Origin of the sequence: Agrobacterium tumefaciens (assembly GCF_013318015.2) — a bacterium.
Classification (GTDB): domain Bacteria; phylum Pseudomonadota; class Alphaproteobacteria; order Rhizobiales; family Rhizobiaceae; genus Agrobacterium; species Agrobacterium tumefaciens.
Genome location: NZ_CP115841.1, coordinates 1,870,866 through 1,896,387 on the forward strand (window position 1 = coordinate 1,870,866; position 25,522 = coordinate 1,896,387).

21 protein-coding genes are annotated in these 25,522 nt (G+C 58.5%); 9 read left to right on the forward strand and 12 right to left on the reverse strand.

Annotated features, from left to right (window positions below; translation table 11 throughout):
• Positions 1-173: 173 nt before the first annotated feature.
• Positions 174-1,076 carry a choline ABC transporter substrate-binding protein gene (locus G6L97_RS09315; RefSeq protein ID WP_233283658.1) on the reverse strand — a complete coding sequence of 301 codons (903 nt, stop codon included), beginning with the start codon at positions 1,074-1,076 and terminating at the stop codon, positions 174-176.
• 287 nt (positions 1,077-1,363) lie between these two features.
• Here G6L97_RS09315 and G6L97_RS09320 point away from each other — a divergent pair, with 287 nt between their 5' ends.
• The 3 genes from G6L97_RS09320 to G6L97_RS09330 all read left to right on the forward strand — a co-directional run bounded on the left by G6L97_RS09320 (position 1,364) and on the right by G6L97_RS09330 (position 3,908).
• Positions 1,364-1,945 (forward strand): thymidine kinase, encoded by a 582-nt coding sequence (locus tag G6L97_RS09320; protein WP_111783605.1) that lies wholly within the window; start codon positions 1,364-1,366, stop codon positions 1,943-1,945.
• Positions 1,946-2,059: 114 nt separating this feature from the next.
• Positions 2,060-2,512 (forward strand): pseudoazurin, encoded by a 453-nt coding sequence (locus tag G6L97_RS09325; RefSeq protein WP_003513601.1) that lies wholly within the window; start codon positions 2,060-2,062, stop codon positions 2,510-2,512.
• Positions 2,513-2,750: 238 nt separating this feature from the next.
• Positions 2,751-3,908 (forward strand): DUF2333 family protein, encoded by a 1,158-nt coding sequence (locus G6L97_RS09330; RefSeq protein ID WP_111783646.1) that lies wholly within the window; start codon positions 2,751-2,753, stop codon positions 3,906-3,908.
• Between the two features lie 26 nt (positions 3,909-3,934).
• Here G6L97_RS09330 and G6L97_RS09335 read toward each other — a convergent pair whose 3' ends face one another.
• Both G6L97_RS09335 and G6L97_RS09340 read right to left on the reverse strand, forming a co-directional pair.
• A complete protein-coding gene (locus G6L97_RS09335; RefSeq protein WP_013636633.1) occupies positions 3,935-4,651 on the reverse strand; it encodes a helix-turn-helix transcriptional regulator in 717 nt (238 codons plus the stop codon).
• 100 nt (positions 4,652-4,751) lie between these two features.
• Entirely contained in the window at positions 4,752-5,273 is a 522-nt protein-coding gene (locus G6L97_RS09340) for a TIGR00645 family protein (RefSeq protein WP_013636634.1), read from the reverse strand.
• 358 nt (positions 5,274-5,631) lie between these two features.
• Here G6L97_RS09340 and G6L97_RS09345 point away from each other — a divergent pair, with 358 nt between their 5' ends.
• A complete protein-coding gene (locus G6L97_RS09345) occupies positions 5,632-7,872 on the forward strand; it encodes a TonB-dependent hemoglobin/transferrin/lactoferrin family receptor (RefSeq protein WP_111783606.1) in 2,241 nt (746 codons plus the stop codon).
• Between the two features lie 55 nt (positions 7,873-7,927).
• Here the strand turns inward: G6L97_RS09345 and G6L97_RS09350 are convergent, their stop codons facing one another.
• Positions 7,928-8,824: an extensin-like domain-containing protein gene (locus G6L97_RS09350; RefSeq protein ID WP_111783607.1), complete on the reverse strand. Its 897-nt coding sequence runs from the start codon at positions 8,822-8,824 to the stop codon at positions 7,928-7,930.
• A 282-nt stretch (positions 8,825-9,106) separates the two neighbouring features.
• Between G6L97_RS09350 and G6L97_RS09355 the strand changes: the two genes are divergently transcribed.
• Positions 9,107-11,296, forward strand: a complete 2,190-nt coding sequence (locus G6L97_RS09355; RefSeq protein WP_111783608.1) for an anthranilate synthase — start codon at positions 9,107-9,109, stop codon at positions 11,294-11,296.
• A gap of 76 nt (positions 11,297-11,372) precedes the next feature.
• On the opposite strand, the gene G6L97_RS09360 is transcribed toward G6L97_RS09355, so the two are convergent.
• On the reverse strand, positions 11,373-12,317 hold the full coding sequence (locus G6L97_RS09360) for an HD-GYP domain-containing protein (protein WP_065659135.1): 945 nt from the start codon (positions 12,315-12,317) through the stop codon (positions 11,373-11,375).
• Positions 12,318-12,593: 276 nt separating this feature from the next.
• Between G6L97_RS09360 and ade the strand changes: the two genes are divergently transcribed.
• The gene (ade, locus tag G6L97_RS09365; RefSeq protein WP_019565181.1) at positions 12,594-14,288 is read left to right on the forward strand and encodes an adenine deaminase; all 1,695 of its coding nucleotides are present in this window, start codon (positions 12,594-12,596) and stop codon (positions 14,286-14,288) included.
• Positions 14,289-14,541: 253 nt separating this feature from the next.
• Here the strand turns inward: ade and aac(6') are convergent, their stop codons facing one another.
• A complete protein-coding gene (gene aac(6') / locus G6L97_RS09370; protein ID WP_111783609.1) occupies positions 14,542-14,997 on the reverse strand; it encodes an aminoglycoside 6'-N-acetyltransferase in 456 nt (151 codons plus the stop codon).
• Positions 14,994-16,658, reverse strand: coding sequence for a beta-galactosidase BglA (gene bglA / locus G6L97_RS09375; protein WP_111783610.1), 1,665 nt, complete (start codon positions 16,656-16,658; stop codon positions 14,994-14,996). The genes aac(6') and bglA overlap by 4 nt, the downstream gene beginning before the upstream one ends.
• Before the next feature lie 155 nt (positions 16,659-16,813).
• On the opposite strand from bglA, the gene G6L97_RS09380 reads away from it, so the two are divergent.
• A complete protein-coding gene (locus tag G6L97_RS09380) occupies positions 16,814-17,734 on the forward strand; it encodes a sugar kinase (protein ID WP_162686700.1) in 921 nt (306 codons plus the stop codon).
• A 209-nt stretch (positions 17,735-17,943) separates the two neighbouring features.
• Entirely contained in the window at positions 17,944-18,993 is a 1,050-nt protein-coding gene (locus G6L97_RS09385) for a bifunctional monoglucosyl/glucuronosyl diacylglycerol synthase (protein WP_013636642.1), read from the forward strand.
• 190 nt (positions 18,994-19,183) lie between these two features.
• Here G6L97_RS09385 and G6L97_RS09390 read toward each other — a convergent pair whose 3' ends face one another.
• From G6L97_RS09390 to G6L97_RS09405, 4 genes are all read right to left on the reverse strand, one after another.
• Positions 19,184-19,792, reverse strand: a complete 609-nt coding sequence (locus G6L97_RS09390; protein WP_111783611.1) for a DUF2026 family protein — start codon at positions 19,790-19,792, stop codon at positions 19,184-19,186.
• 207 nt (positions 19,793-19,999) lie between these two features.
• A complete protein-coding gene (gene der / locus G6L97_RS09395; protein WP_003513631.1) occupies positions 20,000-21,430 on the reverse strand; it encodes a ribosome biogenesis GTPase Der in 1,431 nt (476 codons plus the stop codon).
• A 33-nt stretch (positions 21,431-21,463) separates the two neighbouring features.
• Complete coding sequence (locus tag G6L97_RS09400; protein WP_003513632.1) at positions 21,464-22,135, reverse strand: tetratricopeptide repeat protein; 672 nt, start codon at positions 22,133-22,135, stop codon at positions 21,464-21,466.
• Between the two features lie 154 nt (positions 22,136-22,289).
• Positions 22,290-22,874, reverse strand: a complete 585-nt coding sequence (locus G6L97_RS09405; RefSeq protein ID WP_003513633.1) for an NnrU family protein — start codon at positions 22,872-22,874, stop codon at positions 22,290-22,292.
• Positions 22,875-23,025: 151 nt separating this feature from the next.
• Here G6L97_RS09405 and G6L97_RS09410 point away from each other — a divergent pair, with 151 nt between their 5' ends.
• The gene (locus tag G6L97_RS09410) at positions 23,026-24,009 is read left to right on the forward strand and encodes a polysaccharide deacetylase family protein (protein ID WP_111783612.1); all 984 of its coding nucleotides are present in this window, start codon (positions 23,026-23,028) and stop codon (positions 24,007-24,009) included.
• Between the two features lie 55 nt (positions 24,010-24,064).
• Here the strand turns inward: G6L97_RS09410 and sbmA are convergent, their stop codons facing one another.
• Positions 24,065-25,333 (reverse strand): peptide antibiotic transporter SbmA, encoded by a 1,269-nt coding sequence (gene sbmA / locus G6L97_RS09415; RefSeq protein WP_003513636.1) that lies wholly within the window; start codon positions 25,331-25,333, stop codon positions 24,065-24,067.
• Positions 25,334-25,522 lie beyond the last annotated feature (189 nt).

A 25,522-nucleotide genomic window follows, 5' to 3' on the forward strand; every position in this document is an offset into this window, starting at 1 on the left:
ATGCCGCTAATGCAGAAACGACGGCCGGCAACAGCATTGCCGGACACCGGGATTGCGCGTGACCCCGGATGCGAGAAAAATTCGCGGACCGAGATCATGCAAAGGACATCGTAATTTCCTGCGGTATCCGGCCTGCTTACAAGGTTAGGCCGGATACATGCGTTATCTGCAACCTAGAGGCCCAAGGCCTTTTTGACGGCGGGCAAGGCGTCAGCGCTGCCATCCTTGGTCTTGACGTTGGCAAGCCAGGGTTCGATCGCGGCCGGGTTGGCCTTCAGCCAGGCAGTCGCCGCCGCTTCGCCCTCGAGGCCATCATTCAGGATCTTGCCCATGATCTCGTTTTCCATGGGCAGGGAGAATTCCAGGTTCTTGAGAAAGACACCAACATTCGGGCATTCCTCGGTGTAACCCTTGCGGACATTGGTGTAGATCGTCGCACCGCCGAGATTGGGGCCGAAAACCTCGTCACCGCCGGTCAGATAGGTCAGCTTGAAATTCGTATTCATGGGATGCGGTTCCCAGCCGAGGAACACGATCGGTTCGCCGGATTTCCCCGCGCGGGCAACCTGCGACAGCATGCCCTGTTCGGAGGATTCGACCACCTCGAAACTCTTCAGCCCGAAGGTGTCCTTGGCGACCATGTCGAGGATCAGGCGGTTGCCGTCATTGCCGGGCTCGATGCCGTAGATCTTGCCGCCGAGATCGCCGCTATGGGCCGCGATATCCTTGAAATCCTTTATGCCGAGTTCAGCACCCTTGGCATTGGTCGCGAGCGTGTATTTCGCGCCGGTCAGGTTTTCACGCAGCGTTTCAACCGACTTGTCGTCGCGGTAAGGCGCGATATCGCCTTCCATGGTCGGCATCCAGTTGCCGAGGAAGACGTCGATGTCCTTGTTTTTCAGGGATGTATAGGTAACGGGCACCGAGAGAAGCTTGACGTCGGTTTCATAACCGAGGCTCTTCAGCAGCACCGTGGCAGTCGCTGTGGTGGCAGTGATGTCGGTCCAGCCCACATCGGAAAAACGAACCTTGCCACAACTTGCCGGCTCCGCAGCGCCGGCTGCATTGAACGTCATGACGGAGATTGCTGCGGCCAAAGCCAGACAGCGACTTCTATTTGCAAACATCGCTTGCTCCCTTTTTTTCGTTCCCTTGCCATTATCAATATCTGCCGGACACAATCAACTCGCGTGCATTTGCGTGCTTTGGCCCGCCGTTTGCGACACGACGATGAAAATCTCCGGCTTTTTAGTCCGCGATACGGACAGCTGCGGCATGCGGAAATCTGTGTTTTTCCCGTTGCGGCACTTTTCAACCCGACCCTTCGCCGTCAAAAGACGCGAAGGTGTACAGGGAGTGGACGATGGCAAAACTCTATTTCAATTATGCGGCGATGAACGCCGGCAAGTCGACCATGTTGTTACAGGCATCCTATAATTATCACGAGCGCGGCATGCGCACGTTGATTTTCACGGCCGCCTTTGACGACCGGGCCGGCTTCGGCCGGGTCGCGTCGCGCATCGGCCTGTCCTCCGACGCACGGACCTTCGACGCAAACACCGATATCTTCTCCGAAGTGGAGGCCCTGCATGCCGAAGCGCCCGTAGCCTGCGTTTTCATCGATGAAGCCAACTTCCTGTCCGAACACCATGTCTGGCAGCTTGCCGGTATTGCCGACCGGTTGAACGTTCCGGTGATGGCCTACGGCCTGCGCACGGATTTTCAGGGCAAGCTTTTCCCGGCCTCCAGGGAACTACTCGCCATTGCCGACGAGCTTCGCGAAATCCGCACCATCTGCCATTGCGGCCGCAAGGCGACGATGGTCGCCCGTTTCGACAATGAAGGAAATGTGGTCAAGGAAGGCGCGCAGATCGATGTCGGCGGCAACGAAAAATACGTCTCCTTCTGCCGCCGCCACTGGGTCGAAACGGTCAAGGGCGACTGACCGTCTGCGGCCGGTTGCCGCATTTGATTTTTCGCAAGGATGGCTCCCCTGCTCCTGCGCTAAGACCATGCGGACACATTCGCGTGGATGTGCTTTCTCTCAGGAGCAAAAGATATGCACAACAAAACTGCCACCGTCGCCAGCCTTGCCATCGCTGCTGCCCTCCTTGCCTTTCCCGCCCTGTCGGCCGAAATCGAGGTGAAGATGCTCAACAAGGGCAGCGATGGCCAGGCGATGGTCTTTGAACCGGCAACCGTCAAGGCAGCTGTCGGCGACGTCATTTCCTTCGTGCCCGTCGACAAGGGTCATGATGCGGCTGCCGTCAAGGAAATGCTTCCCGAGGGCGTTGCGGACTTCAAGGGCAAGATGAACGAGACGGTGAAACTGACCGTCGAGAAGGACGGCGCATACGTCGTCAAATGCACGCCGCATCTCGGCATGGGCATGGTCGCCCTCGTTGTGGTCGGCGATGCCGCACCGGCCAATCTGGATGCCATAAAGACCGGCAAGCTGCCGAAAAAGGCGCGGGAGCGGCTGGACGCCGAAATTGCCAAGCTCGGTCTGTAACCGCCTGTCACCTTGTCCAGGCGATACATGCTCCGCGCGTAGTCCAGGAACTCGGGAACGAGCCGCGCGGACCGCAGGTTGAGAAAAGTTTCGCAATCATGTTGTATCCCGGTGGGTAGGGACATATCTGGAAGACAGTAAACGACCGCGGTTGTTGCGAAGCGCCAAAAGGCGCATGGCCGAAACGCGGTTGTTCCTTCCGGCGTTCAGCCCCACGGGCAGAGGAGACTATGACGACATGATCGACCGGATAACCGCTTTGATTCAGGCAGCCTTCAACGCCATCGGCAAGGCCGCCGGTCTCGTCGTAGCCTGGCTTCTGTGGCCTTTCATGGCCGCCCACGGCTGGTACCGCGACCGCAACTGGATCATCAAGGGTCCGATCGCTCTGGTGCTCATCCTTCTGGCCGGCTTTTACGGATACTTCTTCTGGCAAACGCAGGTCTGGACGAATTTCGACCCGGATTATATTTCCCGTTACAAGCTTGCCGAACGCGCGGTGCCGCCCGGGCAGGAATTGCCGGCTGCAACACCCACGGCCGCCGCCGGCGCCACCGGTGCTGCCGCAAACACCTCCGCACCGGTATGCCAGCGCTCAGCCATCGTCGATGCCGCCGCCGACCTTACCGATTTCAACGTCAATCAGAATGCATGGATTTCCTCCATGCTGCTCTATCGTCTCGGCCTTTTCGGCATGGACTGGGACAGCACGCCATTTCTGGACAACAAGGCGTCCTTCCAGCGCGGCGTGAACCAGGCGGTGCGCCGCACCGCGGTGGAACTGGTGGATACGCTCGGTCGCGTTCGCGGAACCTCCGGTATCAACAACAATCTCCAGGAAGCGCGCGGGAACATGCAGTTCAGCGAATATTCCTGGTATTTCGGCCTCGATCCGTTTGGCCCCAAAACACCGACACCGAGCTACTATCGCGCCGCCATCCGCAGCTTCCAGGCATTTAACGGTGAACTCACCGCCTGCAAGGCCGTCTTCGATACCCGCGCCGATAACCTCATCCAGTTCATCGACCGCATTGCCGGCGATATCGGCTCGACATCGGCCATTCTGCGCGAGCGTTCGGAAAACTATAATGGCGGCTGGTTCGACACTCGCGCCGACGACCGTTTCTGGTTCGCCTATGGCCAGCTCTATGGTTATTACGGCGTGCTGTCGGCAGCCGGATCGGACTTCGCGCAGGTTATTCGCGAACGCAATCTGACCAATCTGTGGAATGACACCCTGGGGCAGACCCGTGCGGCGCTACGCATCCAGCCGGCAATCATTTCCAACGGCGACGAAAGCGGTTGGATCATGCCCTCGCACCTTGCCACCATGGGATTTTATGTTCTGCGCGTTCGCTCCAACCTCGTCGAGCTTCGCTCCGTTCTCGACAGGTAAGTCAACGGCTTGGACCGGCATGAAAATCAGCTTATCAGGCCAAGGCGTATTGTCTTGGCCACCAGCTGCGCGCGGTTGACGCAATCGAGCTTGCGAATGGCGTTGTTCATATAGGTATTGACGGTGTGCTCCGAGATGGACAGAAGCTCGGCAATCTCCACGGAGGTCTTGCCCTGCGCAGTCCAGCGGACCACGTCGAGTTCCCGCTTCGTCAGTGGTGAGGGGAGTTTTGAGCCTGCACGACAAAGCCGGTCATAGGCCTCCAGGGCGTGAAGGGCGATCATGCACAGCTCGTTCAGCGAACCCTGCGACAGGACATCGCAATCGCCCGCGAAATTCATCAGATGCCGGTTTCCGTCCATGCCGTTCACCGGCACCAGAAGACCGGAGGTGATGCCCATGCCGCGCAGCAGGGTTGAGACTTCCAGCAGCGAGCCGCAGTTGATGTCCTTATCGTCAAGAGACCAGTATTGCGGCATCATCGATGAAGCGCCGCGCTTTATGACGGGACAATCTGCAAGTTCACCGTCCCGGGTCATCGCATTCACCACCCACACCGGCAGGCTGCTTTCCACCACTATCGGCAGGGCATAGGCATTGCGAATGCTCGGCAGCTTCAGCAAGGTCACGTAGGAATAACTGAACGCCTGCATCACCTGCTGCAGCGCCGCCAGCCATTGGGGTCTGTCAATGGCAGCCGAAAGGTCGCGGCAAAGTCTGGCCTGGCGCTCCGTCTTTGGCATTCAGGCGCCACCCGGCGGTGGGCGCAGGACACCCAGAAGCGACGACCAGGCGGCATGGGCAAACAGTGTTGCAACCTTCATATCGGGCGGACCACCTTGACTAAAGTGCCGGTTTTTCGGGTTTATCCTTCGGCTTGGCCATCAATTTCTCCAGGAAACCGAGCATGACCGCCGAGACGACAAAGGCCAGATGGATGATGGTGAACCACATCAACTGGCTGTCCGTATACTGACTGGCGTTGAGGAATATCTGTAGCAGGTGGATCGACGAAATCGCCACAATCGACGATGCGACCTTGATTTTCAGGCTGCCGGCATCAAGCTTGCCCAGAAACGAAACCTCGTCATCCGCCTCATCGAAACGGCTGACGAAATTCTCATAGCCGGAGATCATCACCATGACGATAAGGCTCGCGACCAGCGCCGCATCGATCAGCCCGAGCATGGCGAGGATCATGTCCGATTCGTCGTAAGTGAAAACGTTTTTGGCGACCTTCAGGAACTTCAGCACGAAGGAAAATGCATAAACCGCCAGCGCCGCAACGAGCCCGAGATAAAACACGACAAGCAGCCAGCGGCTGGAGAGAATGATCCGCTCGACGAGCAGTTCAAGTGACTTCATTTCCGTATCCGATTACTTTTTCGTATATTGTTGGAACATGCATTCTTCCGCCATCTAAACTGGCTGCGAATATCCTAGCAAGCGTCAATGTCGGGACTTTGGCCGGAACCCGGCATTTTCGGGCCTCTCCACCGATCCGGATGCAGTCTCACGGAGCGTCACATTTTTGCCACGCACCGTTATGCTTTAAAACATGATGATAAAAGTCATATATAATATGTTGACAGTTATGATCATGTTTTTTAGTCCTCAGCAATCGGCTTGCCCGTAACAAATCAAAACAGTTTCAGCCGCGACAGCAAGCGCGGCGCGTTTTTGCGCGCCATAGCTTCTGCGCGCGCCTATCCGGGGGTATTTAATGTCCATCTCGCGCACACATTCGGCGCTGTTTTTGTGCACTGCCATGTCTCTTCTGCCCTTTGCCGGACCTGCGCAATCGCAGGATGCCGCGTCGCAGACCAACGACACCACCACTCTGGAGAAGATCGTGGTCAAGGGCAAGCGCGTCAAAAGCGCGAATGCAGCCGCCGACACACCGCTTGCAAGCCAGACGACGGCGGAAGACATCAGGAAGAAAGACATCGGCAGCATCAAGGACCTCGGAAACTCCACCGAGCCGGGTGCCGATTATGTGGATGCCAAGCCCGGCAGGCCCGGCGGCCTGTTCATTCGCGGTCTGGGCGGCGCCCGTGTCGTGACCCTGATCGACAATATTCCCGTTCCCTTCTTCAACAATTTCGCCCGTCAGGGACAGGCCACGACGACCCTGAGTGATACCAGTTCGAGCTTTGATTTTTCATCGCTTTCCACGGTTGACGTTGTACGCGGCGCCGATTCCAGCCGCATCGGTTCCGGCGCCCTTGGCGGCGCACTCGTTCTGCGCACGCTTGAGCCGGAAGACCTGATCGGTGAAGGCAAGGACTGGGGCGGTGTTGCCAAGACCACCTATGACAGCGAGGACAGAAGCGTCGGCGGATCGCTCGCCGTTGCAAAGAAGATCGAAAACACCTCGGTTCTGTTCCAGGGCTCCTACAAGCGCGGCAACGAAACGGACAATAAGGGCTTCGCCGATATCTACGGAACCCGCCGCACCAAGCCCAACCCGGCAGATACCTACGAAAGCAACCTGATGTTCAAGATCCGCCAGGATCTGGAAGGCGGCCACCGCATCGGGCTTACGGCCGAGCGCTATTCATTGAGAGATCGCAGCGACATGCGAACCCTGCAAGGCGTCAGCGTATCGGGATCGACTTACCGTATTGGCGACTACAGCGGCTACGAGGATACGGAGCGCGACCGCGTATCGCTCGATTACGAATATGAAGCGCCGTCGACAGACAGCCTGATCGATGCAGCCAATCTGTCGCTCTACTGGACGCGCCTCTCCAAGGAATCCGGCGCTGGCAACCGGCTGACCAACAACTCGCTCTATATCCGCGAAGACAGCATGCGCAACAGCGCTTTCGGCATCGTCGGCGGCCTTGAATCCGGTTTCGAACTCGGCGGCGTGCAGCACACCGTGCGCTTCGGCGGCAACGCCATGACAACCGATTTCAGCCAGGCGCTTTATGCCAACACAGGCGGAGTGACCTCATCGTCACAGTCGGACATGCCTGACGTGAGCGGCAAGAGCCTTGGCCTCTATCTCGATGACGAAATCGCGTTTGGAAACGGTTTCAGGCTGACCCCCGGACTGCGCTTCGATTCCTACGATTACGATCCGGATGGCTCGGTATCCAGCAACAGCGGTTACAACACCTTCGGCCTGCCAAGCGGCAATAGCGGTTCGCGCTTCTCGCCGAAGCTGCTCGCCACCTACGACGTGACACCGGAATTGCAGCTCTTCGCACAATGGTCGATGGCCTATCGCGCTCCGACCATCAACGAGCTTTATCTGAACTTCTCGAATATCAGCTCCGGTTATGCCGTGGTCGGCAACTCCGCACTCAACCCCGAAACCAGCAACGGCTTTGAAATCGGCGCCAATTACGCATCCGGCGATCTGACGGGGAGCCTGACGCTGTTCCACAACAAGTACAAGAACTTCATCGAGCAATACACGACCTCGACGACGCTGTTCCCCGGCTTCGGCGGCAGGGGCAACGGATCGCTCTTTACCTATCGCAACCGCAACAATGTTGAAATCTCCGGCGTGGAAGCCAAGGTCCGCAAGGAACTCGCAAACGGCTTCTTCGCCCATGCGTCGCTTGCTTATGCTTATGGCAAAGACACAGACAGCAACGAATTCATCCGCACGGTGGCGCCGTTCAAGTCCGTCCTCGGCGTCGGCTACGCACAGGAGACATGGGGCACGGAATTCACCGGCATCTTCTCCTCGCATATGCGTGACGACAAGGTGGCCACAACCTACGACGCGCCCGGTTACGGCATCTTCAACCTGACCGGCTGGTGGGAACCGGAACAGACCAAGGGCCTGCGTATTCAGGCCGGCGTCTACAACCTGTTCGACAAGCAATACTGGAACGCCGTCGGCGTCCGTGACGTCAACCCCAATGCCGTCAGCACCGTCAACCAGCCTGTCGACTTCTATACGGAAGCGGGACGCACCTTCAAAATCTCTCTGACCCAGAAATTCTGAACCCGGTCGGAACATCATCTCCAGTCGGGGCGGCCTTCGGGTCGCCCCCTTTTTATCAGCGGCAGTAGAGATAACCTCCCTTTCGCTCCAGCACGTCGAGATGCAGGTGATCCTGATGGGTCGCGTCGCTGCCGGGGGAAAGAACGGTTCGGAAGAACAGGCAGGCGGCGGCTGTGATCGTCCGCTGGAAGGCACCTTCCACCGTTCCATCCTCGCCGCGCGGCTTCATCACCAGCGGATCGCCCTTGTCAAAGGAAATGGTGGAAATGTCGACAGCATTGCCCTTGGCATGTTCGGAAATCTTGCCGGTTTCGGCACTGTTGCGGTTGCGGCAAATATAGGTCGAGGCATTGGCAATCGCCGTTACCTTTTTGTCCGGCAGGGCGAGAGCCGCAGCCGGCAGCATCATCTCCTTTGTCCAGCGCGATAGCGCAAGGGCCGTTTCGCAGCGCATGGTGCCAGATGGTTCAAGCTTGATGCCCGGCAGCACCACGGAAAGCTCGATCGGCGCTTCGATACCGCACCCCTGCTCGTCGTCGCGGATCGGCTCGAGCTCTTTGAATTCCGCGCCGATTTCCTTCAATGCGCCAAGGCAGGCCTGAAGCTCTGCCGGGTCTTCCGGCTTCACAGGCTCCGGCGGTTTTTCCTCGGGTTTCGTTGCTTCGACAACCGGAGTTACCGTCTCGCCGCCGTTTTGCCCCTTGTCATCTTTCTTCTTGTCCTCGGCACCCTTCCCTTCCGCGTCGGATTTTCCTTCTTCAGGCGGTTGCGGCTTGGGGGTCGGCTTCGGTGTGTCTTCGGGCGTTTGCGCGCCCTTATCGGCCGGCTTTTCCGTTGTGGCAGGTGCTTGCTGTTCGCCAGGCTTCGGCTGTGGCACCGGCACCTGTGGCGGCGGTTCGGAAGCGGAAATAAGGGCGAGACTCGTCATCAGAAGACACAGGCGATGAAGCATTTTCCGGGGCACTCCTGACTGTTTCGGCAGGACAGGAACGCAACTCGCGCCGGTAAGGTTCATTCCGTCGCCGGAATCCGCTTGCCAAGGCGAATTGTGCAGGCTAACAATTTTCCCATGAACATCGTGTCTATGAACATTGCTAACTGGTGGTGGAGCAGCTTTACGCGGCCTTGACCAGTCATGTCTTCAGACAAAGTCCAAGCCGCCCGAATTTTCAGGCGGCTTTTTTGTTATTCTGCCGCCTGTCATCGGGCCTGAAAAACGGGAAGTGCGAAAGAAATGGTAACGATCATTCAGGATGACGGAGCGGAAACCTACGAGACGAAAGGCGGCATAAAGGTCAGCCGAAAGCGTCGCGCCGCCGAATATGCCAGCGCCATCGACAACTACATCGAAAAGCTCGATGCCCATCGCGGCGCGGTTTTCTCGTCCAACTACGAATATCCGGGCCGCTACACGCGCTGGGATACGGCCATCATCGATCCGCCGCTCGGCATTTCCTGCTTCGGTCGCCAGATGTGGATCGAAGCCTATAACGGCCGCGGCGAAGTGCTGCTCGACCTCATCACCGAAAAGCTGAAGGCGACGCCCGATCTGACGCTGGGCGCATCCTCCGTCCGCCGTCTGGACCTCACGGTCAACGAGCCGGACCGCGTCTTTACGGAAGAAGAACGCTCGAAAATCCCGACCGTCTTCACGGCGCTGCGCGCCATCGTCGACCTGTTCTATTCGAATGCGGATTCGGCCATCGGCCTGTTCGGCGCCTTCGGTTACGATCTCGCTTTCCAGTTCGACGCGATCAAGCTTTCGCTCGCGCGCCCGGAAGACCAGCGCGACATGGTGCTTTATCTGCCTGACGAAATTCTCGTCGTGGACCATTATTCCGCCAAGGCCTGGATCGACCGTTACGATTTCGAGAAGGACGGTGTAACGACGGACGGCAAGTCCTCAGAGATCGCGCCCGATCCCTTCAAGACCACCGACACGATCCCGCCCAAGGGCGATCACCGTCCCGGCGAATATTCCGAGCTGGTGGTGAAGGCCAAGGAAAGCTTCCGACGCGGCGATCTGTTCGAGGTCGTTCCCGGCCAGAAGTTCATGGAGCGCTGCGAAAGCAATCCATCGGCGATCTCCCGCCGCCTGAAGGCGATCAACCCTTCGCCCTATTCCTTCTTCATCAATCTCGGTCATCAGGAATATCTGGTCGGTGCTTCGCCGGAAATGTTCGTGCGCGTCTCCGGCCGTCGCATTGAGACCTGCCCGATTTCAGGCACCATCAAGCGTGGCGACGACCCGATTGCCGACAGCGAGCAGATCCTGAAGCTGCTGAATTCGAAGAAGGACGAGTCCGAACTGACCATGTGCTCGGATGTGGACCGCAATGACAAGAGCCGCGTCTGTGAGCCGGGTTCGGTGAAGGTCATCGGCCGCCGCCAGATCGAGATGTATTCGCGCCTCATCCACACGGTCGACCACATCGAGGGCCGTCTGCGCGACGACATGGATGCCTTCGATGGCTTCCTCAGCCACGCCTGGGCCGTCACCGTCACCGGCGCACCGAAGCTCTGGGCCATGCGGTTCATTGAAAGTCATGAAAAGAGCCCGCGCGCCTGGTATGGCGGTGCAATCGGCATGGTCGGTTTCAACGGCGACATGAATACCGGGCTTACGCTGCGCACCATCCGTATCAAGGATGGCATCGCGGAAGTCCGCGCCGGTGCGACGCTTCTCAATGATTCCAATCCGCAGGAAGAAGAAGCCGAAACCGAACTGAAGGCATCCGCCATGATCGCGGCCATTCGCGATGCAAAAGCTACAAACTCGGCCGCCACCAAGCGCGATGCCGCCAAGGTGGGCACCGGCGTCAAAATCCTGCTGGTCGATCACGAAGACAGTTTCGTGCACACGTTGGCGAATTATTTCCGCCAGACGGGCGCCACGGTTTCCACCGTCAGAACGCCGGTTGCAGCGGAGGTCTTCGACCGCTTCCAGCCCGATCTCGTCGTGCTCTCGCCCGGACCGGGCAGCCCGACGGATTTCGACTGCAAGGCGACGATCAAGGCCGCCCGCGCCCGCGAGTTGCCGATCTTCGGCGTGTGCCTCGGTCTTCAGGCGCTGGCGGAAGCCTATGGCGGCGAACTTCGCCAACTTGCGGTACCAATGCACGGCAAGCCCTCACGCATCCGCGTGCTGGAGCCAGGCCTGGTCTTCTCCGGACTCGGCAAGGAAGTGACCGTGGGTCGCTACCACTCGATCTTCGCCGACCCTTCCACCCTTCCGCGTGATTTCATCATCACCGCGGAAAGTGAAGACGGCACGATCATGGGCATCGAACACGCCAAGGAACCGGTAGCCGCCGTTCAGTTCCACCCGGAATCGATCATGACTCTCGGCCAGGATGCCGGCATGCGCATGATCGAGAACGTCGTGGTGCATCTCACCCGCAAGGCGAAAACCAAGGCAGCGTAAACATCCTGCATCGGCGGCGTCACTTCGGCGCCGCCGGGCAAGCCTCAAACAGCGCGACTTCGAGATCGCCTGCTGCCTAGCTACGCGGCAGCGATGTGGAAATGCACAGCGCGAATTTCTTCAAAAGTTGCATGTCGAAGTGGCCTTCCCGGCGCAACATCCACGTCAGCGCTTCGTTTGCCGTCCAAGGCTTCTTGTAGGGCCGAACCGAGGTTACGGCGTCATAGACATCGCAGATCGCCGCAATGCGCGCGTGAAGACTGATCTCGTTTCCGGCGCAGCCGCTGGGATAACCGCCGCCATCAATGCGCTCGTGATGATTGAAGCAGACATCCAGAACCATGGCCGGCATCTGCTCGTTGCGAGACAAGATATCCCGGCCGAACGTTGGATGAAGATTGATGATTTCCCGCTCGGTGGCGCTTAACCCTTCCGCCTTGTTGAGGATCGACGAAGGAATTTCCACCTTGCCGATATCGTGCAGCAGGCCGCTGATGCCGAGCAGATCAACCGTTTCCTTGTCCAGCCCGAGATAATTGCCAAAATGGATCATCAACCCGCTGACGGAAACCGAATGCACGAAGGTCGTCTCGTCCTTCGACTTCAACCGGGTAACCCCGATGAAAATCGCCGGGTTCGACTGGACCGCATCGGAAATCTTGCCGGCCGCCGCTGTCATGCCCTTGAGGGAGACGCAGCCACCGGCTTCGGCAACGGCAAATGTCTCGGCAATGGCATCGGCGGCGGAGCGCACGGCATGGGTGATGGCAGCCATGGTTTCGGGGCCATTGTTTAATCGCGGCGGGACGGTTCCAGAGTACGGCCTACCCTCGATATCGTTTCCCTTGGCCGTATTGATGATGATGCTTTCAGCGCCGCTCAATTTCAATTGACGCATCAACTCTTCATGGCGCAGAAGAAATCGATATCGCTGCAAAAATCCGCTGTTCGAAAGCGCTCCCTCGACCGCTTCGATAAACATGCCAACCGTCAATTGCTGGGTAGAAATTCGTTTGAGCATCAGACGCTTTTATTTTCCTTCCCGGGAATGGTAACCTCCGCTGGCAATTGCTGAAAAGACCGGAACCAACCGGTATCCCTCCAAGGGTAAGTTACGCATTCCTAACATTGTTCAATTTTGGAACTTAAACATAAGATAGCACGAATATGAAAATTTTTTACTCTGGATATATTTAAAACGCAAAGAATCAATTCGATTAAGCCAAGAAACAACCTAAGAATGTAAATACTGAAAATTCTCGCGAACGACGTAAACCAGGAGCCGAAGAAAAGCCGCATGAATTCGAAACTTGAAACGCGCATCGATCAGGGTACGGGCCGTGAACCGGCAGATATAGTTCTCAAGGGCGGACGATTCTTCGACCTCGTAACTGGAGAACTTGTTGCCTCCGACATCGCCATCTGCGGCGATACCATCGTTGGAACTTGCGAAAGCTACAAGGGTCGCCGGGAAATCGACATTTCGGGGAAAATCGTCGTTCCAGGTTTCATCGATACCCATCTCCACATCGAATCATCGCTGGTCACGCCGCACGAATTCGACCGCTGCGTTCTGCCCTACGGCGTTACCACCGCCATCTGCGACCCGCATGAGATCGCCAATGTTCTGGGCGCGGAGGGGCTTCGGTTCTTCCTGGACAGTTCCATGGAAACCATCATGGACATCCGCGTGCAGCTCTCGTCCTGCGTGCCCGCAACCCATCTGGAAACCTCGGGCGCCGATCTGCCGATCGAAAAACTGCTGCCGTTCCGTGATCATCCGAAGGTTATCGGCCTTGCCGAATTCATGAATTTTCCGGGTGTCATCCACAAAGACCCGGTATGCATGGCAAAACTCGAAGCCTTTCAGGGACAGCATATCGACGGACACGCGCCGCTTCTGTCGGGAACGGCGCTGAACGGATATCTGGCAGCCGGCATCCGCACCGAACATGAGTGCACCAGTGCTGCCGAGGCTTTGGAAAAGATCCGCAAGGGCATGCATATTCTCGTGCGCGAAGGCTCGGTCTCAAAAGACCTGCACGCCCTGATGCCTGTTATCACCGAGCGTCTGTCGCCTTATCTTGCGCTTTGCACCGATGACCGCAACCCCCTCGACATCGCCGAACAGGGTCATCTCGATTATATGATCCGCACTGCAATCGCCAACGGCGTGGAACCGCTCGCCATCTACCGCGCCGCCTCGATTTCCGCCGCAAAGGCCTTCGGCCTGCGCGATCGCGGTCTTATCGCACCGGGCTGGCGTGCCGACCTCGTGGTGATCGACACCTTGCAGAACTGCAAGGCCGGTATGGTCTTCTCCGGCGGCCGTATCGTCGACGACGCGCTGTTTGCCACCCGCAAGCCGGTCGCGCCCGTCGGTCTTGACAGCGTCAAGGCAAGACCCGTGCTCGCCGCCCATTTCGGCGTGCCGGTCGCGCAAGGCGAGACCCCGGTGATGGGGGTGCTCCCCGGCAAGATCATCACCGAACATCGCCGCTACACGCTGCCGACGGACGGCAACCAGACGACTGTCGATCTCGCAAACGACATCATCAAGGTCGCCGTCATCGAGCGCCATGGCAAGAACGGCAACCACGCCAACGGCTTCGTGCAGGGCTTCGGGCTGAAGAAGGGCGCCATCGCCTCCACTGTCGGTCATGACAGCCACAATATCTGCGTTGTCGGCGTTAACGAGGACGACATGGCGCTGGCCGCCAACCGGCTCGGCGAAATCAAGGGCGGTTTCGTGGTAGTCGAAGACGGCAAGGTGACGGGCGAGATTGCGCTCCCGGTCGCCGGGTTGATGAGCCTCGAACCTTACGAAACGGTGCGAGACACGCTCCACACCCTGCGAAAGGCAGCCTATGCGCTCGGCACGACGCTCGAGGAGCCCTTCCTGCAGGTGGCTTTCCTGCCGCTACCCGTCATCCCGCACCTGAAGATTTCCGACATGGGCATGGTGGATGTGGATCGGTTTGCACTGATCTGACGATGGAGTTTATCGGCTGGAAACAGCGTAATCTGCTTATGCCGCGTTTCTGAGACGGCGCGAGCCGTCTCAGGTTTTCGTTTCTGCAGGCCAGGTCACGTAATAATATTTGTCCGCGACCCTGCCAAAATAGGCGTGGCGCAAGTTCCCGGAATAAGCATAAAAGAGCCGAGCGACGTCCGCATGAAAATGCCGGTTAAGACAAGGCGAAACGGACGGATTGCTAAATCGGCTGACTTACAGCATCGGCAAGTCATGAATGCGATGGCAGCAGCTTGCGGAAATAAACCACCCGTTCGGTCTCCTCAAACCCCAGCGCCGCATGCATGCGGTGTGAATCGATATTGGCAATATCGGCATCGGAGGCAAGCTCGCTCACACCCTTGCTGATCGCCCAGCGGGTGACCTCGGCGATCAATGCCGCGGCAACGCCCTGACCGCGGAATTCTTCTTCCACATAAACGCCTTCGAGAAACGCAACAGGCGAGGTATCGCATCCGTTGACATAATCCCGCCGGAGGCTGACGTCGGCAAAACCGATGGCCATTCCGACCAGATCATAGGCAATGAAACCGGCGTCGTTGTCGGAGAGGTTCTGCAATTCCGCCCTGTGTTCGGCAACGGAGGCATCGGGCCATAAACGGTGGCGCAAAAGGGACCAGTCGTCCAGAAATGCTGCGGCGTCCCTGATGGAAAATTGCAGGCTCAAGCGACGACCCCGCAAAACACGTCCAACCCCTCAAGCTTCACGATTCCGGCGTCGAACAGCGGCTCAAAACCCGGCATCGGCAGGATATCCGTGACCTCCATACCCTTCGGGACAGGAAATTCCACCGCCTCACGGGTCAGGTTGAAAACGAACAGCAGCTTTTCGTCACCCTTGTGGCGCGTGAAGGCCAGCACGTCGAGATTGGTCTTGATGAAGTCCATATCGCCGTCGCGCAATGCTCCATGGGCTTTGCGAAAGGACAAGACCGCGCGGTAGTGGTTAAGAACCGAGTCCGGCTTGCGCTCCTGCGCATCCGCCGCCTGCATGGCGTGGACATAGGGCACCGGCAGCCACGGCTTTTCCGCGCTTGAAAAACCCGCATTCGGCTTGCCGGTTTCCCACACCATCGGCGTGCGGCACCCGTCACGCCCCTTGAAGGCGGGCCAGAAGCGAATGCCGTAGGGGTCACGCAAATCCTCGAAGGCCAGTTCGGCCTCGGTCAGGCCCAGCTCCTCACCCTGATACAGACATATCGAGCCGCGCAGGCTGGCGAGAACGCAGATGGCGAGCTTCGCAACCCGCGTCTGCTCCTCGGAGCCTTCGGAAAACCGGCTCAGATGGCGCACCACATCGTGGTTGGAAAAGGCCCAGCACACCCAGCCATCCGTCACCACCTTGCCAAAGGTCTCGACCGAGCCCCGCAGGTGTTTTGCGCTGAAATCCGGGCCAAGCAGATCGAAGGTATAGCACATGTTGAGTTTGTCATTGCCGGATGTGTAGGCCGCGACCGTCTTCAGCGAGCGTGCGCCGTCCCCCACCTCGCCCACGGTGGCGCGGCCCTCATATTCATCGAGAAGCGCGCGGAAGCGCTGGAGGAAGGCCACGTTTTCCGGCCGCGTCTTGTCGTAGAGATGATCCTGCATGCCGTAAGGATTGACGTCGGACGCATCGAGGCCAAAGCTTTCGTCGTCCAAAAGCGGCGGGTTGTCGCGCAACAGCTTGTCGTGGAAATAGTGATTGACGGTATCGAGACGAAAACCGTCCACGCCGCGATCGAGCCAGAACCGTACGGTTTCCAGAAGCGCATCCTGAACATCCGGATTGTGAAAATTGAGATCCGGCTGCGAGGCGAGAAAGCTGTGCATGTAATATTGCTTGCGCACGCCATCCCATTCCCATGCCGGCCCTCCGAAAACGGAAAGCCAGTTGGTGGGCGCCGTGCCATCCGGTTTGGGATTGGCCCAAACATACCAGTCCGCCTTGCTGTTGATGCGGCTTGCACGGCTGTCCACGAACCAGGGATGCTTATCGGATGTATGCGAAATCACCTGGTCGATGATGACTTTCAGCCCCAGCCGGTGCGCCTCGGCCATCAATGCATCGAAATCGGCAAGCGTGCCGAACATCGGATCGACATTGCAATAATCGGAAACGTCATAGCCCATATCGGCCATGGGGGAGGTAAAGAAAGGCGAGAGCCAGATGGCATCGACGCCGAGCGAGGCGATGTAGGACAGCCGCTTCGTCACCCCGGCAAGATCGCCGTAACCGTCGCCGGTCGTGTCCTGAAAGGATCGCGGATATACCTGATAGATCACCGCCCCCTTCCACCAGTCCGATTGCGCTTGGGATTTGTGGACCGGGGCATGGGTTGTCGGCATGAGCGATCTCCTGATGAGGGTTGGTCCGAGAATATAAAGCAGCTGTCCCTGCGTAAACCGGAACTTCGCAAATGCCCAAAATCACCGCGAAGCGGGCTTGTCAGGCACCTCCTGTCGTCGTAATCCCGAAGGTAAAGCAAGTGGAGGATGACGGCGTGGGCGGACGGTTTCTGTCGATTGGCGAATGTATGGTGGAACTGTCGCAGGCCGGAAACGGGCTGCTGCGCAAGGGTTTTGCCGGTGATACCTTCAATACGGCATGGTATGCACGTGCCTGCCTGCCAGAAGACTGGTCCGTCGATTATTTCACCGCACTCGGCGACGATCCTCTTTCGCAGGACATGCTGGCCTTCATTGCAGATGCCGGTATCGGCACGGAAAAAATCCGCCGCATCAAGGGCGGCACACCCGGCCTTTACCTCATCAACCTCAAGGATGGTGAGCGCACCTTCAGCTATTGGCGCAACGCCGCCGCAGCAAGGCAACTCGCAGCAGATGCGGACCACCTGCGCAAGACGGTTGAAAGCGCCGACGTCATCTATTTTTCTGGCATCACGCTCGCCATTCTCGCCTCGCCGCACGATGTCGATACTTTCTTTGCGGAACTGCGCCGCGCCAAGGCAGCGGGCAAGCCCGTGGTCTTCGACCCGAACATCCGCCCGCGCCTCTGGTCCGACAAGGACACGATGCTGGAGACGATTACCAACGGCGCACGCGCCGCAACGCTGGTAATGCCAAGTTTCGATGACGAAGCCAGCCATTTCGGCGACACATCCGTCGAGGCCACAATCGAGCGTTACCGTGCACTCGGCGTCGCCAACATCGTCGTCAAGGATGGCGCAAAGGGTGCGACACTCGATTTCAGCGGCGCACGCAGCCACGCTCCGGCGGTAGAAGCCGTGGATGTGGTGGATACGACAAGTGCAGGCGACAGTTTCAACGGCGCGTTTCTCGCCCGATATGTAACCGGCAGTTCGCCGCACGACGCCGCCGTCTTTGCCGCACGGGCAGCGGCAACCGTCATCGGCCATCACGGCGCGCTGATCAGCCCCGAGCTTCTTCCGCTGGTCGGATGATGCCAGACGGAACCGGCTTCCTGATACCTGTGCTTGTCACAGGGATGACCAGGAGCGTGCATTACGGACAGAGCAAGCTTGTGTGTGCAAAGGACACTTCTCTACCCTCATCCGCCCTGACATGATCCTGTAACACGCACGCCGCATATACGGGCGGAAGCCGGGTGGTGGGGAATCGCCCGCGCGCAGTCGAGCAGGATCGGTGTTTCATGACGAGAATCACGATTGTCACAGATGCCTGGCACCCGCAGGTCAACGGCGTGGTTCGTTCCATCGAAAATACCAATACGGAACTCGCGCGGCTGGGCGTGGATGTGCACATGGTGACACCGCAGAGTTTCTACAGCATCCCCTGCCCGACCTATCCGGAAATCCGCCTGTCAGTCGCCGGCTATCGCCGTGTCGCGGCGGAGATTGAAAAAAGCCAGCCCTCCTTCGTGCACATCGCCACCGAGGGTCCGCTGGGTTTCATGGCGCGGCGCTGGTGCGTGAAGAACAGGATGCGTTTTTCCACCAGCTATCACACCCGCTTTCCCGAATATGTCGCGGCGCGCTTCCCCATCCCGGAAAGCTGGCTTTACGCTTTCGTGCGCTGGTTTCACAACGGTGGCAACACCTGCATGGTGGCGACGCCAAGCCTGGAGACCGAGCTTGAGGCCCGCGGGGTTCGCAACTTGAAGCGCTGGAGCCGCGGCATCGATGCCGAACTGTTCCATCCACGTCCGAAAACGTCGCTGCCTTTCGATCTGCCGAGACCGATCTTCATGACGGTCGGTCGTGTGGCGGTGGAAAAAAACCTGCCTGAATTCCTCGACCTCGAGCTGCCCGGATCGAAGGTCGTGATCGGCGATGGCCCGGCGCGCCATGAATTGCAGGAAAAATATCCGGACGTGCTGTTTACCGGCATCAAGACCGGGGAAGAACTCGCGGCTGCCTATGCGCAGGCCGATGTCTTCGTTTTCCCGTCCAAGACCGACACATTCGGCAACACCATTCTGGAAGCGCTGGCGAGCGGTGTGCCGGTGGCCGCCTTCCCCGTTACCGGGCCGATCGATATTCTCGGCGGCAATCCCGGGGCAGGCGCGCTGAATGACAATCTTCGCGACGCGTGTCTTGCAGCGCTCCATTGTTCATCGCAGGAGGCCCTGGCGCTTTCCAAAAGCTACAGCTGGGAAAAGGCATCGCGGCAATTCCTCGACAACGTCATTCACGCCGCCGGAAAATCCCTGCCGCTTTTGTCCCGCTCACGACTTGCCTGACGTGGAGACACATTGATCCCCGACATTTTATCGGGGAACGGTGGACGAAACAAAGCAGGAGTGTCACAAGACGATCTGGACGCGACCGCCGTTATCTTTAGAACGGGGTCGGGCTGCTGATTGACGTCAGGCGGCTGCCGCGAGATCACGCTGGCCGTCCTAATTTCACAAAGACTTATCCCGTCTCAGATCACCACGCGCCGACGAGCGCCTGGCCGGAAAGCGGCACCGTCCGCGCCTTGCCGTTCCGCTCCGTGACCGAAAGCGACGGGGACATCTGTTTCGGCGACTTGCGGAACCAGTTCGCGGCGACGCTCGCCAGATCGCCAATCATCGCCTGCTTATGCCAGTCGGCAAAACGCCGCGCGGTGGCTTCCGGCTCGGAGCGGTAGAAGAAATCGCCGGAATGATCGAGATCGTTGATAGAAGCCGCCATGGCCGATAGCGGACGCTGAAACATCTTCGGGGGCACGGAAAGTTCGCGTGCGCTCTGCGAAAAAGCGGGCGCCATGAAATCGATCGCCCATCCCTCCGCTTCGACCCAGCAATGGAAATTATCGCCAGCGCCCGTTACGTAACCATCGTCACGATGGTCCGCAAAAAGCATGACCGTTCCACCAAGATTATAAGCGGCAAGCCCGCCCTTCGGCACAGCTTTCACCTTGTAATGCTGCTGAAGGATGAAGGCGCCGAAGGTGCTGAAATACATGCAGGCCGTAGCCGGGTCGGCATTGTCGTTGACGAGCAGGCTGTTGATGACGCGGTAAATCCGGTGATAGTCGGTCTGCTTGATCAACATGGTTTTTTACTCGCCGGTTTTATGATTATCGGAAGGCAACGGGAGAGACCGGTTCACCGTCGATCTCGATATTGGTGAGACCTCGGCCCCACGCGACGTCATCCTCGGGCTTGTCCCGAGGATCTACCTCCCGAGTCGCAAAATCGAAAGTTTGCAGATTCTCGGGACTAGCGCGAGAATAACGGAGGAGAGGTTTTCAGCAGCCGATTACCGCCTCTTCTTCGCCTTGCTCTCGAACGGATTATCGGAGCCACGATAATGCACACGGATCGGCACGCCCGGCATGTCGAAATCCTTGCGCAGACCGTTCACGAGGTAGCGCGTGTAGCTCTCCGGAATGGCTTCCGGTCGGGTGCAGGAAATCATGAAGGCCGGAGGGCGCGCCTTTACCTGCGTCATGTATTTCAGCTTGAGGCGGCGGCCGGAAACGGCCGGCGGCGGATGCTGCGTGGTCTGCGCATCGAGCCAGCGGTTGAGCTTGGCGGTCGAGATGCGGCGGTTCCAGATCTTGTCGGTATCGATGATGTTCTGCATCAACCGGTCAAGGCCATAGCCCGTCTGGCCGGACATAGGCACGGCGCGAATGCCGCGGGCCTGCGGCAGAAGCCGCTCGGTCTTTTCACGCAGATCGGCCAGAAACGCCTGCGGATCTTCAACCAGATCCCATTTGTTGAAGGCAAGCACGGCGGCGCGGCCTTCGCGGATAACGAGATCGACCAGCTGCAGGTCCTGCTTTTCGAACGGAATGGTGCTGTCGAACACGATCACCACCGTTTCGGCGAAACGAATGGAGCGCAGGGAATCCGCGACCGAGAGCTTCTCCAGCTTTTCCGTCACCCTGGCCTTGCGGCGCATGCCGGCCGTGTCGAACATCTTGATGGTGCGGCCGCGCCAATCCCACTCGACGGAAATACTGTCGCGGGTAATGCCCGCTTCCGGGCCGGTTAGCAGGCGGTCTTCACCAAGGAAACGGTTGATGAGGGTGGACTTGCCCGCATTCGGTCGGCCGATGATGGCGACGCGCAGCGGCTTGGTCTCGTCATAAACAGGCTCTTCTTCTTCCTCTTCCTCGCTACCGGGCTCAGTGCGCGGAAGAACGATATCGGTCTCCGCCTCATCCACTTCAGGCGGGAAGGCGACGTCTTCGCCGATCGCCTCGACGATGGCGTCGCGCAGATCGATCATGCCCTGGCCATGTTCGGCCGAGATGGCGCACGGGTCGCCAAGACCAAGCGTAAAGGCATCGTAGAAGCCCGCATCGGAACCGCGCGCCTCGGACTTGTTGGCCACCAGAACCACCGGCTTGCCACGACGGCGCAGCATTTCGGCCAGCGTTTCATCGGCGGGCGTCAGGCCTGCCTTGGCGTCAACGACAAAAAGCGTCACATCGGCTTCGTCGATCGCCGCTTCGGTCTGCGCCCACATGCGGCCCTGAAGCGTCTCCGGCCCGGATTGCTCCAGACCGGCGGTATCGATGATGGTGAAACGAAGGTCGACAAGCTTCGCGTCGCCCGGGCGGCGGTCACGGGTCACGCCCGGCGTATCGTCGACAAGCGCCAGCTTCTTTCCGACCAGACGGTTGAAAAGCGTGGACTTGCCGACATTGGGGCGCCCGACTATGGCGACGGTGAAGCTCATTGATCGTTAATCCTTGGAGGTGGGAAAGCCGTGTTAGACAGCTTTGCCCGAAGCAGTGATATTGTCGAGCATGATCTGCGCGCGGTTCGTCACATTGCGTGGCGCCTGCGCGTCGCTGACGATCTGCTCGAACCATTGTTTGGCCTTGGCGAAATCGCCAGCCTTGTATGCGGCAAGACCAAGGGCTTCGCGAGCCGATGCACGCATGGTCTGGCCTTCGCCGCTCAACGGCTCCGCAAGTGCAACGACCTGATCATACGTACCGTTGTCAACCAGCAGCCAAGCCGCGCGCACCTTCGCCGTATCGCGGAAGACCTGCGGGGCAGACGTGTCGTTGCCGATCGCGGTGAAGGCAGCGATGGCGCCGGCCGCATCGCCCTTCTGCGAAAGCAGCGTCGCAGAACGGAACTTCGCCAGCACCGGATAATTGCCATGACCGGAGGTTTCAAGATCGGCAAAGGCCTTCAGCGCTTCGTCCGTCTTGTTGTCGGAAGCAAGCTTCAGCGCCGCAATGAACTGGTCGCCGGAATTGGAAGCGCGGCTGGTGTTCCAGTATTCGTAGATGCCGGCACCGGCGGCGCCCACAACCACGAGAACGGCGGCGCCAACGACCACGATACCGTAGCGGCCCCAGAAACGGGAAAGCTGCTCGGAACGGATCTGCTCGTTCACTTCGCGGATAAAGGTATCATTTTCGTTTGCCATCAAATTCTCCGTTACCCGCGCGGAGATCGTCGCCGATCCATCCGTTCGCAGACATACCAAGCCGCTTACCCGGGTCAGCAAAAGTCCGGCCGACGGGTCATGGTCGGCCTTCTAGCCTATTTTGCCTGATATGTAAGGGGGAAACGTTGATTTCCTACATGGCGATGGGCTGAACGCCGATCAACCATTCGTGCAGTTTCAGGATGAAAGCGCCCCAGAGAACGATGCCGCCGACGATGGCCACCAGATCGTAACGGCCCGAGACGAAGGGACGGACCACTTTTTCACCCGCTCTTTCCCGGCGCTTCAGCGAAATCCGCATCACCACACCCCAGGCGAGGAACGATGCAAAGAGAAGAATCGAAGAGGTCTCTCCATTCGCCAGAAGATGGGCGAGCGCCCAGATCTTGACCGCCAGAATGAGCGGATGTTTGGTTCTGGTTGCGATGTGGCCAGCCGGGATGAGGCTGGCGATAAGACAGATCATCGCGGGCAGCATCAGGGTCACGGCGAGGTGGCTCGTCCAGACCGGCGGGTTCCACAGAACGCCGGTTTCCTGTCGCGCCTCGCCAAACGCATAGATGACGAGACCGAGCGTTATGAGGCTTGCGAGAGAATAGACGCCCTTGAACGGTCCTTCTCCCATCTTCGCGATCATCTGCGCGCGAAATCGCGGCGCAAACACCTTCAAAAGATGCGTCAGGAAAAACAAGGCAAGACAGAGTACGAGAAAAAGCATGGAACACGGTCCCCCGGTGGAACGGAATGCGGCCTCATTACCGCGACGCAGAAAAGGAATTAGGCTGAAAGACGTAAAAAAGCCAGTTTATTCAAAGCTTCGCCTTATTCCACACGCAAAAGGCAGCGGTGTTTCACATGACGGATGCCTGATGTTTCGCCCATTGACTGCTTTTTCCCTGTCGCTCTGCCTTACCCTTCCCGCTTTTGCCGAAAATGCGGAGAAGCCGAAGCAGCTCGTCATCGTTTCTTTCGACGGTGCGGGCGACAATTCGCTGTGGGAAAGAAGTCGGGCGACGGCGAAGGAGGTCAACGCGCATTTTACCTATTTCCTCGCCTGCACGCTGGTGATGGACCGCAAGACCAGCGCCAAGACCTATCAGGGCCCCGGCCAGAAGGCCGGGCGCTCCAATGTCGGATTTGGCCAGTCGCCGGAAGAGGTGGAGACGCGGCTGCGCAACATCTGGTCGGCCTATCGCGAAGGCCACGAGATCGGCAATCACACCTGCGGACATTTCGATGGCGGCCAATGGACCGCCGAGCAATGGGACGGCGAGTTCACCACCTTCACCAGCACGCTGGAAAATGCCTGGCAGATGATTGGCAAGAAGGGTGAAGAACCCGAAGGCTGGCGTGACATGGTGAAAAACATCAACGGTTTCCGCGCGCCCTATCTTTCGCAGGGGCCGGCGCTGACCGCAGCCCAGAAGAAACACGGCTTCGTTTATGACGCCACCAGCATCACCAAGGGACCGGAATGGCCGGTGGAGCGCGACGGCATCGAACATTTCGGTCTGCCGCTGGTTCCGGAAGGCCCCGGCAATCGCCCGATCATCGCCATGGACTACAACCTCTTCATCCGCCACTCCATCGGCATCGAGACGCCGGACCGAGCGCAGGAATTCGAGGACCGCGCCTATGCGGCGTTTCGCACCGCTTTCGACAAGCAGTATAATGGCGAACGCATCCCTCTGCAGATGGGCTTCCATTTCGTGAAGATGAATGGCGGCGCCTATTGGAACGCCTATGAGCGTTTGCTGCGCGAAGTCTGCCGCAGGGACGATGTCGCCTGCGTGAGTTACGCCGAGGCCATGCCGATCATCAAGGCGCGCAGGAAGCAGAAGACAGAGGGCTAAGGTTCCCGGATACAATGCAAAAGGGCGGCCAGTCGGCCGCCCTTTTTGTTTTCCGTCAGGGCTTGTTGGCCGCCAGCTCTCCGGCTTCCGCTTCCCGCTGAAGATAACGCTCGTCGATTTCAGGCAGGGGCTTGTCATCGATCGCGGCCTCGAAAGCCACAAGACGTTTGTGGATGGACAGCAGCTCGATGATCGTGGTCCAGGAATTGACCAGATACTGGAACGAATTACTGACCTGACCGAAGGCCGTGGCGATCTGCTGGTAGATACCATAGGTGATCTTGCCCGCCACGATGGTGGGAACAAGCATCAGGAGCAGGAACACGGCATCGGCCTGAATGTAGAAATACCGCGCGACGTTGAAGTAGAGGTAGTGCCAATACATGCGGAAATAGTTTTTCCGCACATTGGAGTAAAGCTCCTTGACTGTCGGAGGCTGGGCGCGGTCGGCGTGATCCTCACCGTAGACCAGTTCCTTGCGATAGGCCGCTTCCACACGCTGGTTGCGGAAATTCAGGCCGGGCAGCTTGATGCCGACCGTCGCCAGAAGCACGGTGCCGAACACGGACCAGACAATCGCCAGCCAGAACAGCGCGTGCGGCACTTCGCCAAGGATCGGCAATTCGGAGACGTAGGACGACAGCGCAAACAGGATCGGCAGAAACACAACAAGCGTCATGACCGAATTGATCAGGGTAATACCCAATCCCTCCAGCGTGGAGGAGAACCGCATCGTATCTTCCTGAACGCGCTGCGAGGCACCTTCGATGTGGCGCAGCTTTTCCCATTTTGACATGTAGAAGTCGTTCATCGCGGTGCGCCAGCGGAAGATATAATGGCTGGTGAAGAAATCCGTGAGGATCGACACAGCCATGCTGAGAAAGGCGATCTTGGCGAAGACAATCTGAAGACTGTAAAAATCCCAGACTTCGATACCCGGCTGTTTTGACAGCGCATTTTGCAGGAGATCGCCGAAAGGCCGCCGGAAATTGTTGATGACGACGGAAATCTGAACGCCGAAATAGGTCACCGCGATAATCAGCAGCGATCCCCATATGGACCAGAACTTCCAGGGGTGATCCTTGGCGAGAACGGTCCAGACAGCCCCGAACAACACCAGGCACAATGCCAGATAGGCGTAGAAGAACAGATTGGCGGGAACCAGAAAATAGCTGAGATCGTAAGGTTCTTGCTCGGGCATCACGTAGCCCCAAGACCTGCCTAGCCCTTCAACGATGAAGTACCATCCAAGAATGGCGACAAAAGCCCAGACGATGGCGGAGGTGAAGAACAATTTAGGTTTGGGAAAGAAAGAATGAAACACGTTTCGAACTCACGCGCGTTTGAAGTCGGCCATTATTGGCGAAGCACTAGATGGCCCGAACCTAGGGCAGAAATTTGTGCACAGCAACGAAGAAGCGACGACCTTAACAAGATGTAAGGCGCAAACGGCGGATCGATCCCGCAAGGAACCCCTGAAATCGCCCCTTGTGAGGCGCAATATGCCCGGGCG

Excerpts from the sequence above, each read along its gene's own strand:
- G6L97_RS09315 (WP_233283658.1), bottom strand. The coding sequence starts at position 1,076 with ATGACGTTCAATGCAGCCGGCGCTGCGGAGCCGGCAAGTTGTGGCAAG.
- G6L97_RS09320 (WP_111783605.1), top strand. The coding sequence starts at position 1,364 with ATGGCAAAACTCTATTTCAATTATGCGGCGATGAACGCCGGCAAGTCG.
- G6L97_RS09325 (WP_003513601.1), top strand. The coding sequence starts at position 2,060 with ATGCACAACAAAACTGCCACCGTCGCCAGCCTTGCCATCGCTGCTGCC.
- G6L97_RS09330 (WP_111783646.1), top strand. The coding sequence starts at position 2,751 with ATGATCGACCGGATAACCGCTTTGATTCAGGCAGCCTTCAACGCCATC.
- G6L97_RS09335 (WP_013636633.1), bottom strand. The coding sequence starts at position 4,651 with ATGCCAAAGACGGAGCGCCAGGCCAGACTTTGCCGCGACCTTTCGGCT.
- G6L97_RS09340 (WP_013636634.1), bottom strand. The coding sequence starts at position 5,273 with ATGAAGTCACTTGAACTGCTCGTCGAGCGGATCATTCTCTCCAGCCGC.
- G6L97_RS09345 (WP_111783606.1), top strand. The coding sequence starts at position 5,632 with ATGTCCATCTCGCGCACACATTCGGCGCTGTTTTTGTGCACTGCCATG.
- G6L97_RS09350 (WP_111783607.1), bottom strand. The coding sequence starts at position 8,824 with ATGCTTCATCGCCTGTGTCTTCTGATGACGAGTCTCGCCCTTATTTCC.
- G6L97_RS09355 (WP_111783608.1), top strand. The coding sequence starts at position 9,107 with ATGGTAACGATCATTCAGGATGACGGAGCGGAAACCTACGAGACGAAA.
- G6L97_RS09360 (WP_065659135.1), bottom strand. The coding sequence starts at position 12,317 with ATGCTCAAACGAATTTCTACCCAGCAATTGACGGTTGGCATGTTTATC.
- ade (WP_019565181.1), top strand. The coding sequence starts at position 12,594 with ATGAATTCGAAACTTGAAACGCGCATCGATCAGGGTACGGGCCGTGAA.
- bglA (WP_111783610.1), bottom strand. The coding sequence starts at position 16,658 with ATGCCGACAACCCATGCCCCGGTCCACAAATCCCAAGCGCAATCGGAC.
- G6L97_RS09385 (WP_013636642.1), top strand. The coding sequence starts at position 17,944 with ATGACGAGAATCACGATTGTCACAGATGCCTGGCACCCGCAGGTCAAC.
- G6L97_RS09390 (WP_111783611.1), bottom strand. The coding sequence starts at position 19,792 with ATGTTGATCAAGCAGACCGACTATCACCGGATTTACCGCGTCATCAAC.
- der (WP_003513631.1), bottom strand. The coding sequence starts at position 21,430 with ATGAGCTTCACCGTCGCCATAGTCGGGCGCCCCAATGTCGGCAAGTCC.
- G6L97_RS09400 (WP_003513632.1), bottom strand. The coding sequence starts at position 22,135 with ATGGCAAACGAAAATGATACCTTTATCCGCGAAGTGAACGAGCAGATC.
- G6L97_RS09405 (WP_003513633.1), bottom strand. The coding sequence starts at position 22,874 with ATGCTTTTTCTCGTACTCTGTCTTGCCTTGTTTTTCCTGACGCATCTT.
- G6L97_RS09410 (WP_111783612.1), top strand. The coding sequence starts at position 23,026 with ATGTTTCGCCCATTGACTGCTTTTTCCCTGTCGCTCTGCCTTACCCTT.